The sequence below is a fragment of the Kitasatospora sp. NPDC029312 genome, from assembly GCF_055569215.1.
Map to the genome: position 1 here is coordinate 155566 of NZ_JBVHXY010000013.1, position 11564 is coordinate 167129.

The 11564-nt window shown below is 75.4% G+C and carries 12 protein-coding genes and 1 pseudogene; 6 read left to right on the forward strand and 7 right to left on the reverse strand.

All coding sequences use genetic code 11. From position 1 onward, the window contains the following. Positions 1-338 precede the first annotated feature (338 nt). Together ACZ4WV_RS14055 and ACZ4WV_RS14060 are read right to left on the reverse strand one after the other, a co-directional pair. Complete coding sequence (locus ACZ4WV_RS14055) at positions 339-1361, reverse strand: hypothetical protein (RefSeq protein ID WP_465746201.1); 1023 nt, start codon at positions 1359-1361, stop codon at positions 339-341. After that, positions 1358-2164, reverse strand: a complete 807-nt coding sequence (locus tag ACZ4WV_RS14060; protein ID WP_465746240.1) for an RNA polymerase sigma factor — start codon at positions 2162-2164, stop codon at positions 1358-1360. Before ACZ4WV_RS14060 ends, ACZ4WV_RS14055 begins: the two co-directional genes overlap by 4 nt. A gap of 248 nt (positions 2165-2412) precedes the next feature. Between ACZ4WV_RS14060 and ACZ4WV_RS14065 the strand changes: the two genes are divergently transcribed. From ACZ4WV_RS14065 to ACZ4WV_RS14075, 3 genes are all read left to right on the forward strand, one after another. Further along, a complete protein-coding gene (locus ACZ4WV_RS14065) occupies positions 2413-3138 on the forward strand; it encodes a VC0807 family protein (RefSeq protein WP_465746204.1) in 726 nt (241 codons plus the stop codon). Positions 3139-3247: 109 nt separating this feature from the next. Continuing rightward, complete coding sequence (locus ACZ4WV_RS14070; protein WP_465746206.1) at positions 3248-3985, forward strand: tyrosine-protein phosphatase; 738 nt, start codon at positions 3248-3250, stop codon at positions 3983-3985. Between the two features lie 74 nt (positions 3986-4059). Then, a complete protein-coding gene (locus ACZ4WV_RS14075) occupies positions 4060-4824 on the forward strand; it encodes a Clp protease N-terminal domain-containing protein (protein ID WP_465746208.1) in 765 nt (254 codons plus the stop codon). Positions 4825-4921: 97 nt separating this feature from the next. On the opposite strand, the gene ACZ4WV_RS14080 is transcribed toward ACZ4WV_RS14075, so the two are convergent. After that, positions 4922-5413, reverse strand: a complete 492-nt coding sequence (locus ACZ4WV_RS14080) for an NUDIX domain-containing protein (RefSeq protein ID WP_465746210.1) — start codon at positions 5411-5413, stop codon at positions 4922-4924. Between the two features lie 127 nt (positions 5414-5540). Here ACZ4WV_RS14080 and ACZ4WV_RS14085 point away from each other — a divergent pair, with 127 nt between their 5' ends. Further along, positions 5541-5894 (forward strand): hypothetical protein, encoded by a 354-nt coding sequence (locus ACZ4WV_RS14085; RefSeq protein WP_465746212.1) that lies wholly within the window; start codon positions 5541-5543, stop codon positions 5892-5894. Here ACZ4WV_RS14085 and ACZ4WV_RS14090 read toward each other — a convergent pair. The 4 genes from ACZ4WV_RS14090 to ACZ4WV_RS14105 all read right to left on the reverse strand — a co-directional run bounded on the left by ACZ4WV_RS14090 (position 5802) and on the right by ACZ4WV_RS14105 (position 8664). Beyond that, positions 5802-6779: a sigma-70 family RNA polymerase sigma factor gene (locus ACZ4WV_RS14090; RefSeq protein ID WP_465746242.1), complete on the reverse strand. Its 978-nt coding sequence runs from the start codon at positions 6777-6779 to the stop codon at positions 5802-5804. The two genes, ACZ4WV_RS14085 and ACZ4WV_RS14090, sit on opposite strands and share 93 nt — an antisense overlap. 220 nt (positions 6780-6999) lie before the next feature. Next, on the reverse strand, positions 7000-7278 hold the full coding sequence (locus ACZ4WV_RS14095) for a hypothetical protein (protein ID WP_465746214.1): 279 nt from the start codon (positions 7276-7278) through the stop codon (positions 7000-7002). A gap of 125 nt (positions 7279-7403) precedes the next feature. Continuing rightward, positions 7404-7670: a UBP-type zinc finger domain-containing protein gene (locus ACZ4WV_RS14100; protein ID WP_465746216.1), complete on the reverse strand. Its 267-nt coding sequence runs from the start codon at positions 7668-7670 to the stop codon at positions 7404-7406. Positions 7671-7704: 34 nt separating this feature from the next. Then, positions 7705-8664 carry a helix-turn-helix transcriptional regulator gene (locus ACZ4WV_RS14105; protein ID WP_465746218.1) on the reverse strand — a complete coding sequence of 320 codons (960 nt, stop codon included), beginning with the start codon at positions 8662-8664 and terminating at the stop codon, positions 7705-7707. Positions 8665-8827: 163 nt separating this feature from the next. On the opposite strand from ACZ4WV_RS14105, the gene ACZ4WV_RS14110 reads away from it, so the two are divergent. Both ACZ4WV_RS14110 and ACZ4WV_RS14115 read left to right on the forward strand, forming a co-directional pair. Continuing rightward, complete coding sequence (locus tag ACZ4WV_RS14110; RefSeq protein WP_465746220.1) at positions 8828-9589, forward strand: SDR family oxidoreductase; 762 nt, start codon at positions 8828-8830, stop codon at positions 9587-9589. A gap of 56 nt (positions 9590-9645) precedes the next feature. Continuing rightward, positions 9646-11564 (forward strand): annotated as a pseudogene (locus ACZ4WV_RS14115) (hypothetical protein); the annotation flags it as partial.

Sequence of the window (11564 nt, forward strand, 5' to 3'; positions counted from 1 at the left end):
TCCCCCTCCGGAGGCCACAGTTTTTTCAGGTTGGGGGTCGTTAGGGGAACCGGCCGTTGTCCCCCCGCCCCCCGGCGTGGGGGTGCGGCCCGCCCTGACTGCGGGCGGGCGGGCCGCACCGTTCCGGGCCGGTCGGGCCGGCGGCGCGTCCGGGGTGGGCGCCGGTCGGTCCGGTCGGGCCGGCCGGGTGGACGGTGGGCACGGGGGAGCCGACCGGCCACCCGGGGTCTTCGGGTGGTTGTGCGTCCTGCGGGTGGTGCGGGTGGTGCGGGTGGTTCGATCCGGGTGGGCGGCGAGCCCGGGGGGAGTCGCTCGCCGCCCACCCGGAGTTCTGGGGGTCATCTCCGGGTCGACTGCTCGTCCTCGGAGGAGACGGATTTGCTCGGACGGACGTCCGGTGGGGCCGGCGGGGTGGGCGCGGTCGCGCCGCCCTTGTCGGGTTTCGTGCGGCCACCGCCGCCGTCCTGGCCGGTGGTCCCGCCGCCGTTGGCGTTCCCGTTCGAGCCGCCGTTGGCGTTCGACTTGCCGTTGTCCCCGCCGTTCTTGCCGCCGTCCGTTCCGGGGGCGGTCCGGGCGGGGGTGCTCGGCTGTGCGGTGGCGCCCTGGTGGTCGGGCGTGCCGTCGCAGTAGTCGGGCACGCTGTCCGCTCCGCCGGCCGCCGCGACGAGCGGGGCGAAGAGCGGGTCGGCGGCCAGCTGGCGCGGGTGCTCGCCCTTGCCCGTACGGTCCGCGAAGCCCTGACAGAGCGGGACCAGCGCGGGCGGCAGGGCGGGCCGGGCGCCGTGCTCGGCGGTGGTGGGCGTGCCGGGCGTGGCCGGGACGGCCGCTTGCGGTCCGCCGGAGGCGGTGCCGGACGGACGAGCGGACTCGGACGGGGTTGCGGGGCGGGTGCCGGCCGTGACGGAGTGGGACGCGCCCGAGGAGGCTCCGGTGGAGGCGCCCGGGACGGCCAGCGTGTGCTCCGGTTCGGACGGGCCGCCGCCCAGGGGGGACGGCAGGTTGCCGGTGCCGGCGGCGACCGCGACCCCGCACAGCGCGGTGGCTCCGAGCACGGCGGCAGCGGCCTTCGTGCTGAAGGCCCTGGCCAGCGCTGCGGTTGCCATGGATCGTCTCCGGACGGGGGTCACTACGGGGTCGGGCTTGAGACTCGCCTCCCGGAACGCGGCCAGTGCGGCCTCCTCCCCGGCCAGTTCCGCCGCCGTCGCCGGGGCGGCGGCCGCGGCCAGCACCCGGGCGACGTGCCCGGGACCGTCCGGTCCGGTGAGCGAGGCCTCCTGCCCGGCCGACGGGCCGCCCACGGCACCGCCGAGCAGTTGCTCGGCAGTATCACGGTCGATCCGGCGGGATCGGTTGGTGCTCATCTCATGTCCTTCAGCGTCGCGGCCCGGCGTTCTGTCACACCCTGCGGAGGATTTTTTTTCGCGGGTTCCTTCGCCGGGCCCGGCGGCCGGTTCCCGGCCCCCGGTTCGGCGCTGCGGGTGGCGGGGATCCCGGCCCCGGAGGCGTAGGGCTGCTCCAGCAGCTTTGCCAGTCGCCGCAGTCCCCGGTGGGCGGCCATCCGGACGCTGCCGGCCCGCTTGCCGAGCACCCGGGCGGCACTCTCGGCGTCGAGTTCCATGACCACTCTGAGCAGCACCGCCTCGGCCTGGTCGCGCGGCAGCCGGGAGATCAGCGCCAGTGCGTCGGCGGTGCCGACGGTGGTGAGCGCGGCGCCCGCGGTGTCGTCCCCGGCCGCGAGCTCGGCCAGGTACTCGACGGGCAGGTCGGCGACCGGGCGGCGGCGCCGGGCGCGCAGGTGGTCCAGGGCGCGGTTGCGGGCGATGGTGGCGGCCCAGCCGCGGAAGCCGTCCCCGTCGCCGGAGAAGTCGCGCAGGTCGCGGGCGATCTGCAGCCAGGCCTCGGAAGCGATGTCCTCGGCGTCCTGGGCGTCCTCGGGCCGTCCGCCGACCAGCACCCTGAGGTAGCGCAACAGGCCCGGCTGGACGCTCCGGAACAGCAGGCGGAACGCCTCCTCGTCGCCGTCCTGGGCGGCGCGGACCGCCTCGGTCAGATCGGCAGCGGGGGCCGGGCCCGGCGGTGGGCCGGCGGCGGGGACTGGTCCGGGCCGGCCGAGGGGGCTGCCGGTGCCCGCTCCGGGGCGTTCTGCACTCTGCACCCGCCCCATCATGCGTCATCCGGGGGAACAGGTCGGCGCCGGTCGTGGGTCCGGGCCGCCCGGGCCCCCGTCCCGTCGGCGCACGCGGTGGCCCGGAGCGCGTCCGTGCGGGTCGGAGGCGGTGTCACGGGGAGCGCCGTGACAACTGTCATGCGGATCCGGCAACGGACGGCACTGCTCCGGGGCAGGGCCGGCCGGAAAGACTGGCGGCACGACGCGGGCAGCGGCCCGCGGCACCGGACGGGGAGGAACCCACCATGAGCAGCCAGAGCATCAGCGCCGCCACCACTTCCGCTCCCGCGCAGGGCCCCGCCCACGCCAAGGAGCCGAACCCGCTGCTCTCCGGTCTGCGCCCGCTGGCCCTCGACGTGGCCGCCCCGATGGTCGGCTACTACGTGCTGCACTCGGCCTGCGGTCTGAGCGAGTTCGCCGCGCTGGCCTGGAGCAGCGCCTTCCCGGCCGCCCGGACGGTCCTCGGGCTGCTGAGCGAGCGCCGGCTGAACCTCTGGGCCGCGCTGATGCTGGTGGTCAACCTGGCGGGCCTGGCGCTCACCTTCGTCACCGGTGACGCGCGGCTGATGATCGCCAAGGACGGCGGGCTGAGCGGCACCGTGGCGCTGGCGATCCTGTTCTCGGCCCTGGTCGGCCGACCGGTGATGACGCCGATGCTGATGCCCTTCGTCACCAAGGGCAAGCGGGACCTCACCGCCGCCTGGCAGCGGCTGGCCGAGGGCCGGGCGGCCGCCTCGCGGACCTTCCGCCGGCACGAGCGGGTGTTCGCCGGGATCTGGGGTGCCGCCCTGCTGGCCGAGTGCGCGGCCCGGGTGGTCGGCGCGTTCGTCCTGCCGGTCTCGACCATGGCCTGGCTGTCCACCGTGTTCCTGATCGGTGCGATCCTGGCCGGCTCGATGCTCGGCCAGATCGCGGTCGAGCCGATGGAGAAGCTGGTCGGCGCCGAGGCCGAGTGCCCGACCGCCGCCTGAACCACCGGTTGCGGGGGTTCGAACAGCCAGGAACCATCGGGATCTCCCGGGAGTCCTGATAACGAGGGGGTAACGGGCCCCCCGCGACGACGAACCGGGGAGCCCCACCATGCGGACGAACGCGCCGAGCACCATCGAGGACCGCACCCTCGTCTGGGACGGCTGCCTGAACGTCCGCGACCTGGGCGGACTGCCCACCGCCTCCGGCCGGCTGACCGCCTGCGGCGCGGTGGTCCGGGCGGACAACCTGGACCGCCTCACCCGCGAGGGCTGGGAGACCCTCCTCGACCACGGCGTCCGCACCGTGGTCGACCTGCGCAACGCCGAGGAGTACCAGCCGCTCCTCCCGCTCCCCGAGGGCGTCGAACTGGTCCGCGTCCCGCTGGACGCGCTGGCCGGCCCCGCCTGGTGGCAGACCTACGGCCGACTGGACGGCACCCCGCTGGCCCTGCGCCCCTACCTGGACCACTGCCCGCACGCCGCCGCCGCGCTGGTCACCGCGATCGCCGGGGCCCGCCCCGGCGGGCTGGTGGTGCACTGCGGCGCCGGCCGCGACCGCACCGGCCTGGCCGCCCTGCTGCTGCTCGCCCTGGCCGGTGTCGACCGGGCCGCGATCGCCGAGGACTACCTGCTGAGCGGCCCCAACGTCCGGCCGCTCTACGGGATGCTCGGCCTGCCGGACCCCTACCGGCGGATCGACGCGGTGCTGGCCGAGGCGGGGACGACCGCCGAAGCCGTGCTGGAGTCCACGCTCGACGGGCTCGACCCGGCGGGCTACCTGCTGGCGGCCGGGGTCACCCCGGCCCGGATCGCCGCCGCCCGGGCCCGGCTGGTGCCGGTCGAGTAGGGGCGCCGGACGCTACTCGCGGGTAGCGTCAACCGATGGTTGACGATGCGGTATCGACAACCTACGGTTGACGCATGGAGAATCCCGTTGTTCCCAACACCACTCCGTTGCGCCTCGACGACCTGATCGCCGCGATCAAGAAGGTCCACACCGACGCGCTCGACCAGCTCTCCGACGCGGTCATCGCCGCCGACCACCTCGGCGACCTCGCCGACCACCTGATCGGCCACTTCGTCGACCAGGCCCGCCGTTCCGGCGCGTCCTGGACCGACATCGGCCGCAGCATGGGCGTCAGCAAGCAGGCCGCCCAGAAGCGCTTCGTCCCCAAGGACCCGGGCACCCCGAACGACCTCGACCCCAGCCAGGGGTTCAGCCGGTTCACCCCCCGGGCCCGCAGCGTCGTGGTGGCCTCCCAGGAGGAGGCCCGCAAGGCGCAGAACCCCGAGATCACCACGGAACACCTGCTGCTCGGCCTGCTCGCCGAGCCCGAGGGCATCGCGATGAAGGCGCTCGCCGCCCAGGGCGTCAGCCCGGAGGCCCTGCGGACGGCGGCCACCGCCGCCCTGCCGGCTTCCGTCGAGGAGCTGCCCGCCCTGATCCCGTTCGACACCGGGAGCAAGAAGGTGGTGGAGCTGACCTTCCGCGAGGCGCTCAAGCTCGGGCACAACTACGTCGGCACCGAGCACATCCTGCTCGCCCTGCTGGAGCAGGACAACGGCGAGGGCGTCCTCGCCGGTCTGCAGGTGGACAAGGCCGAGGTGGAGACCTTCGTCTCGGAGGCCATCGCCGCCCTGATCGCCACCCGGAACGCGGAGTCCCCGCAGCAGGACGAGCAGTAGGACGGGCGGCAGGACGAGCAGCGAGGTTGAGCGTCAGCCGCCGCGCCCCGGGTGGAAGCGCCGCCCGGGGCGCGGAACCCGGTGCCGGGTCGCGGTCCTAGAAGCCGGAGACGTGGGTGGTGACGATCCGGACCCGGCCATCCTCGGCTGCTTCCAGGGCGGCCCGCAGCCGGGCCGAACGGGCCGGGCCGAGCAGTTCCAGGGCCTCAGCGAGCGGCGCCCAGCGGTGGGTGTCCAGTTCACCGGCCGGGACGGTCACGGGGGTGTCGTCCGGAACGGTGCCGAAATCGAACATGAGGTGTTCGGCCGGGTGGTCGAGTTCGCCCGAGGGGTGGGTCCAGGAGATGGCCAGCAGATCGCCGGCCTTCCGTACGATGCCGGTCTCCTCCTCCAACTCCCGTTCCGCGCACCGGACGGGGCCCTCTCCCAGGTCGATCGTGCCGCCCGGGAACTGCCAGTGCTCGCGGTAGCCGGCCTTCACGATCAGGATCCGGCCGGACTCGTCGCGCAGCAGGCAGCCCGCCGCCGCGTAGATCCGGGGCAGCGAGGCCAGCCATTCCTCGCGGGACTTCAAGGGCTCAGCCGTCACGGCGCGCTCCTCCTGGGGCAGGTGGGTTCGGTCGCGCCCACTCTGCCACCCGGCCCGGCCGCCGGGCTCCTGGCGGTGCATCCCCGGCAGACCGATGAGTCGGCGCCCCGGGGGCGGTCCAACCGGCATGAGAACCACCTCGGGAGACGCCCTACTGACCTGCGACCTGGGCGCACTGACCGCCCCCGACCTGGCCGTCGTCGACGCGCTCGCCCGGCTGCGGTTGGCCGCCGCCCGGCACGGGGTGGGCGTGGTGCTGTTGAACGCGGACGGTCCGCTGCGGGAACTGCTCGCGTTCAGCGGACTCTCGGCGCTGCTGCCGGGAGCGGCCGGTCCCCTGGACGTCGCGGGACTCGAGAGCCCCGTGGAGCCGGCCGGACGCTCGGCGCTATTCGGCGTCGAGACGGGGCGGGAGGCCGAACAGGGGGAAGAGCACGTCGGTGTCCAGGAAGTTGGTGAAGCCGGTGATCCGGCCCGCTGACACCTCCAGCACGATCAGCGCCCAGGGCTCGTGCCCGCCCGCCGGGCCCGGCCGGTACTGGGCGAAGGCCGGGCCGCCGTTGGCCGTCACCGGGAGCAGCCGGGAGCCGCGGCAGCCGTGCCCCGGGCCCAGCATCCAGGCCCGGAGCTCGTCCTGCCCCTGCAGCCACATCGCGAACGGCGGCATGTTGAGCGTGACGTCCTCGTGCAGCAGCGCGGCCAAGCCGTCCATGTCGTACGCCTCGAAGGCGCGGACGTACCGGTCCAGCAGCGCGCGGTGGTCCTCGTCCAGGGCGGGGGCCGGTCGCGCCGCCGAGGCGTCCGAGGCGAGGACCGCCCGGGCGCGCTGCAGTGCGCTGTTGACCGAGGCGACCGTGACGCCGAGCAACTCGGCCACCTCGGCGGCCTTCCAGCCGAGCACCTCACGAAGGATCAACACCGCCCGCTGCCGGGGCGCGAGGCGCTGCAGCACGGCGACGAAGGCCAGCTTCACCGACTCGCGCTGGGCGGCCACCTCGGCCGGATCGCCCGTCTCCGGGAGCACCCGGCCGTCCGGCGCGGGGCCGATCCACGTCACCTCGGGCAGTCGGGCGTCGCTCGCGGTGGCCACCGTCACCGGGCCGGCCAGATCCATCGGACGGGCCCGGCCCTTGCGGCCGTTCAGCGCGTCCAGGCAGACGTTGGTGGCGATTCGGTACAGCCAGGAGCGCAGCGCGGCCCGCCCCTCGAAGCCCCGGTGCCCGCGCCAAGCACGGACCATGGTCTCCTGCACCGCGTCCTCGGCCTCGAAGACCGAGCCGAGCATGCGGTAGCAGTAGCCCGTCAACTCCCTGCGGTACCGCTCCAATTGGAGCTCGACCGACTCCTCCGCGAGCACCTCGGCCATGGTCACCCCCGTCGTGCTGTGGCTTCCAGGTGTACGGACAGGAACGTAGCGCACGTCACTGACAGCGGGGACTGACAGCGGCACTGGCAACGGCACTGGTACGGCACTGCCGACGGCCGCTGAGCGGTCGTCAGGGGCGGATCCGGGAGCGCCGGCATCCGCCCCCGCCGGGACCGTCGGACGTGGATCGGGCACCACCCGTCGGCGGGCTCCGGCGCGGTCAGTGGGCGGAGTGCTTCTCCGCACCGCGGTGCCGGTGCCCCTTGAGCTCCGCGTGCACCGACGGGGCGGCGTGCACCGTCGAGGCCGCCACGTCGCGCCCGCCGTGGCGGAAGACGCCGCCTTGGCCGGGGAGGAACCCGGCGCCGGCGGAGGACGTCGCGCCGCCTCGCGGCTCCGGGCCGAGGCGGCTGGGCGTGCTCGCCATGCCCCGGCGTTCCAGCAGCTCCTGGGCGCCTTGGCGGAGCTTGGCGGTGCTGCCCGGGGTTCGCTTGGTCATCGTCGGCCTCCCTTAGGCGGCCGCGGCCGGACGGATGCCGGCCGGAGGGGCCGCATGGGCGTCTTGTCCGGATTTTATCCGGGCTGCGGCCCGGTGCCAGTGCGGCGGAGATCCGTCCGCTCCGGTCAGCCCATGACCTCGTGGACGAAGCACCAGCGCCAGTCCTCCCCCGCCTCGAACGAGCGGATCACCGGGTGGGAGGTGTTGTGGAAGTGCGCGGTGGCGTGCCGCTGCGGCGAGAAGTCGCAGCAGCCGATGTGGCCGCAGTCCAGGCAGACCCGCAGGTGCACCCAGTCCCGACGGCCCTGGGCGAGGCACTCGGCGCAGCCGTCGGTGGGCGGGAGGGGCTCGATCTCCCGGGGGGCCAGAGCGAGGTCTTCGCAGGCGCTCATGTTCGAAGGCTACGACGGCCGGGACCGGGATGCCTCAGGAGGAGACGCTCGGTGCCCCGGCGCCCGGGCCGGGGCCGGGGCCGGGGCCGGGGCCGGGGCCTGGGCCGTGGGGCGCGTCGAGGACTGTGTCGGGGGTCGCGCCGGGGGCCGTCCAACTGGCCAGCAGGGCCAGCTTCTGGGCGGTGGGCGAGTCCGGCGGGGCGGTGTAGACGACCAGCACCTGGTCCGGCGAGCCGTTGACGGCCAGGGTCTCGTAGCCGAAGTCGAGTTCGCCGACCAGCGGGTGCCCGAGCAGCTTGCTGCCGCTGCTCTTGTCCCGGACCAGGTGGTCCGCCCAGAGCCGACGGAACTCCTCGCTGCGCACCGACAGTTCGCCCACCAGGGCGGTCAGGGCCGGGTCCGCCGGGTGCAGCCCGGCGTCCCGGCGCAGGTAGGCGACGGTCTCCGCGGCGACCGCCTCCCACTGGCGGTAGTGGTCGCGGGCGGCCGGCTCCAGGAACACATGCCGGGCCTGGTTGGGCGCCGCGTTCGGACTGGTCTCCGAGCGCGGCCCGACGTCCCGGCGGGAGGAGAAACCGCTCACCGCGTCACCCAGCACGTTCCAGGCCAGCACGTCCATCCGCCGGCCCAGGACGAAGGCCGGCACCCCGGTCATCAGGTCCAGCAGCAGTCGGGTCCCCGGGCTGACCTCCTGGCGGCCCCGCACCCGGGCCGCCGAGGCCTTGGGCGGGCGGGTCAGCGAACGCAGGTGCGCCGCCTCCGTCGCGTCCAGCCGCAGCACCCGGGCCACCGCGTCCAGCACCGCGTCCGAGGCGCTGCCGCCACGGCCCTGCTCCAGCCGGACGTAGTAGTCCACGCTGACCCCGGCGAGCTGCGCCACCTCCTCCCGGCGCAGGCCCTGCACCCGGCGGCGACCGTGCGAGGACAGGCCCACCTCCTCCGGCTGGATCCGGGCCCGGCGCGATCGAAGGAAGTCCCCCAGGGTGTTCTCCATGGCAGGCAGCGTAGCTCCGGGGCGGCGCCGTGAGGGTGGTACTGCCGTTCCCAGGAAGGCCGTTCCCGGGAAGGCGGTTCCAGGGACGGGCACAGCCCTGGGCCGGGATGCGCGGCGGTCACAGAGTGGTCGTCGTCCGCCCGACCCTCCCGAGGAGACCCCGATGAGCTACCCCGCCCTCGCCACCCGCACCGCCGTCGTCACCGGAGCCGCCAGCGGCATGGGCGCCGCCACCGCCCGGCTGCTCGCCGCCGACGGCGCCCGGGTCGCCCTGCTCGCCCGCCGCACCGACCGGATCGAGGCGCTCGCCGCCGAGATCAGCGCCACCGGCGGGCAGGCCCTCGCCGTCACCGCCGACATCACCGACCAGGCCTCGGTCGACGCCGCCACCAAGGCCGTCCACGAGGCCTACGGCCGGGTCGACCTGCTGGTCAACAACGCCGGGGTGATGCTGCCCAACCCGCTCGCCGACGGCCGGATCGACGAGTGGACCCGCATGATCGACACCAACCTGACCGGCGCACTGCGGATCGTCCGCGCCTTCACCGAGGACCTCACCTCGGCCGCCGCCGACGGCCGCACCGCCGACCTGGTCAACGTCTCCTCCATCGCCTCGCACGTCATCTTCCCCGACTACGCCGTGTACGGCGCCACCAAGGCCGCGCTCACCCAGCTGTCCGCCGCGCTGCGCTCCGAACTCGGCCCGCGCGACGTCCGGATCAGCGCGATCGAGCCCGGCCTGACCGACACCGAGCTCGGCGGGCACATCGAGAACCCGGTGCTGCGGGAGCAGCTGGGCGGCATGTTCGACGCGATCCCGGCGCTCGGCGCGGAGGACATCGCCGACCTGATCGCCTACACCGTCAGCCGGCCCCGGCACGTCAACCTGCGCCACCAGGTGGTGCTGCCGACCCGGCAGGCGTGACGGCCGTACCGGAATCCCCGCTCCGGGGCCCCGGGCGGCATGGGAGCATGCCACCCGTGGCGATCGTGACGGGGAGAACAGACGGCGACACCGGCGAGGGCGGCGGCGCCCCCTTCCCCGGGCGGCCGGGCACCGGCGTCCCCGGGCGGCCGGACACCGATGTCCCCGAGCGGCCGGGCACCGGCGGGGGCATACCCCGGCAGCCGGCCACCCGGGAACCCGCGGCCTCCGGTGAGCAGCCGGAGCCCGGCGCCCGGCAGTCCCGGATGCGGCCGCTCACCGACACCGGCCGGATCCGGCAGCCCGTCGCCCTCCTCCGGCTGCTCACCGGCCTGCTCGCGATCGCCGTCACCCTGCTGCTCGCCGACTACGCCCGGGCCACCACCGAGGGCATCGCCGCCGACGTCGCCGAGGCGGCCGCGCTCGTGCCCCGACCGCTCGCGAGCCTCGCCGGCGGGCTCACCACCGCCGCCGTCCTGCTGCTGCCGGTCGGACTCGCCGCCCGCCGGGTGCTCGGCCCCGACCGGCGGCGCGCCCTGCAACAGGTCTCCGACGGGCTCCTCGCCGCCGTCCTCGCGTACGGCGCCACCCTCGCCCTCGGCCTGTGGGCCGACGACCTCGCCCCGACCTCCCTGGTCACCGCACTCACCCAACCGCTGCCCGCCGACCTGCTCCACCACACCGAGCCCGTCTACGGCTACCTCGCGCCCGTCCTCGCCTTCATGACCGCCTCCGGCAGCCGCGAACGGCGCCTGCCCCGGGCCGTCCTCGCGCTCTCCGGACTCGCCGGACTCGCCGGCGGCTACGCCACCCCCACCGCACTGCTGCTCGGCCTGCTCATCGGCTGGACCGGCGCCCACGGCACCCTGTACGCCGTCGGCACCCCGGACCCCCGGCCCCGGCCCGGCGAGGTGCTGCGGGCCCTGCGGGACAGCGGGCAACGGCCGGTCGAGGCCCTGCCGGTGGGCTCCGACCACTACCGGGTGCGGCAGGCCGACGGGTGGCCCGCACTCGACGTCCAGCTCCTCGACCGGCAGGCCGTCACCGCCGCCGCCGTCCAGCGCGCCTGGCGCCGCCTGCGCCTGCGCACCGCCCCGCACCCCCGCGCACTGCGCTCCCCGCGCACCGGGCTGGAACACGAGGCCCTGGTCACGTACGCCGCCCTGGCCGCCGGCGTCCGCACCCGCCGCATCGCCGCCACCGTCGGCCTCGGCCACGACACCGCCCTGATCGCGTACGAGCACCAGGCCGGCCGCACCCTGGACCAGCTCGCCGACGAGGAGATCACCGACGACCTCCTCGCCGACGCCTGGCGCCAACTCGCCCTCCTCCAGCGCCGCGAGATCGCCCACCGCGCCCTCGTCCCCACCTCCCTGCTGGTCGACGACACCGGAGCCGTCCACCTGGTCGACTTCGCCGACGGCGACATCGCGGCCAGCGAACTCGTCCTCCGCTGCGACACCGCCCAACTCCTCACCACCCTCGCCCTGCGCACCGGCGCCGCGCGCTCCGTCCACACCGCCACCACCGTCCTCGGCCCCGAGCCCATCGCCGCCGCCCTCCCCCTCCTGCAGCCCATCGCCCTCGCCCGCACCACCCGGCAGGCCCTCAAGCACCACGCGAAGGCGAGGAGCGCGGCCGCACGGGGCAAGGCGGCGGGGAGGGCGCTGGGGACGGCTGAAGCCGGGGGCCGCGCCGGCCCGAGGCCCGTGAACCGGGCAGACCCCGAGGCCGGGACGGCAGGCGCCGCGTCGCAGCTCGCTCAGGGCGGCCACGAGCCCGGCACGAAGACCGACGGGCAGGGCCCCGCCCTACCGGCGGCCCGACCGACCGCAGGTGGGGGGGGGGGGGCGGGGGGGGGGTCCCCCCCCCCCCCACCCCCCCGAAAGACGCACCCGGGGCGGCGGGCCACAGGGTTACCACAGGAGGACCCCAACGGCCCAAGGCGGACGGGGGGAAAGTTCGCAGAAAGACA

Bases quoted from the DNA above. Each gene is read 5' to 3' on its own strand.
- ACZ4WV_RS14055 (WP_465746201.1), bottom strand. From the start codon at position 1,361: ATGAGCACCAACCGATCCCGCCGGATCGACCGTGATACTGCCGAGCAA.
- ACZ4WV_RS14060 (WP_465746240.1), bottom strand. From the start codon at position 2,164: ATGGGGCGGGTGCAGAGTGCAGAACGCCCCGGAGCGGGCACCGGCAGC.
- ACZ4WV_RS14065 (WP_465746204.1), top strand. From the start codon at position 2,413: ATGAGCAGCCAGAGCATCAGCGCCGCCACCACTTCCGCTCCCGCGCAG.
- ACZ4WV_RS14070 (WP_465746206.1), top strand. From the start codon at position 3,248: ATGCGGACGAACGCGCCGAGCACCATCGAGGACCGCACCCTCGTCTGG.
- ACZ4WV_RS14075 (WP_465746208.1), top strand. From the start codon at position 4,060: ATGGAGAATCCCGTTGTTCCCAACACCACTCCGTTGCGCCTCGACGAC.
- ACZ4WV_RS14085 (WP_465746212.1), top strand. From the start codon at position 5,541: ATGAGAACCACCTCGGGAGACGCCCTACTGACCTGCGACCTGGGCGCA.
- ACZ4WV_RS14090 (WP_465746242.1), bottom strand. From the start codon at position 6,779: ATGGCCGAGGTGCTCGCGGAGGAGTCGGTCGAGCTCCAATTGGAGCGG.
- ACZ4WV_RS14095 (WP_465746214.1), bottom strand. From the start codon at position 7,278: ATGACCAAGCGAACCCCGGGCAGCACCGCCAAGCTCCGCCAAGGCGCC.
- ACZ4WV_RS14100 (WP_465746216.1), bottom strand. From the start codon at position 7,670: ATGAGCGCCTGCGAAGACCTCGCTCTGGCCCCCCGGGAGATCGAGCCC.
- ACZ4WV_RS14105 (WP_465746218.1), bottom strand. From the start codon at position 8,664: ATGGAGAACACCCTGGGGGACTTCCTTCGATCGCGCCGGGCCCGGATC.
- ACZ4WV_RS14110 (WP_465746220.1), top strand. From the start codon at position 8,828: ATGAGCTACCCCGCCCTCGCCACCCGCACCGCCGTCGTCACCGGAGCC.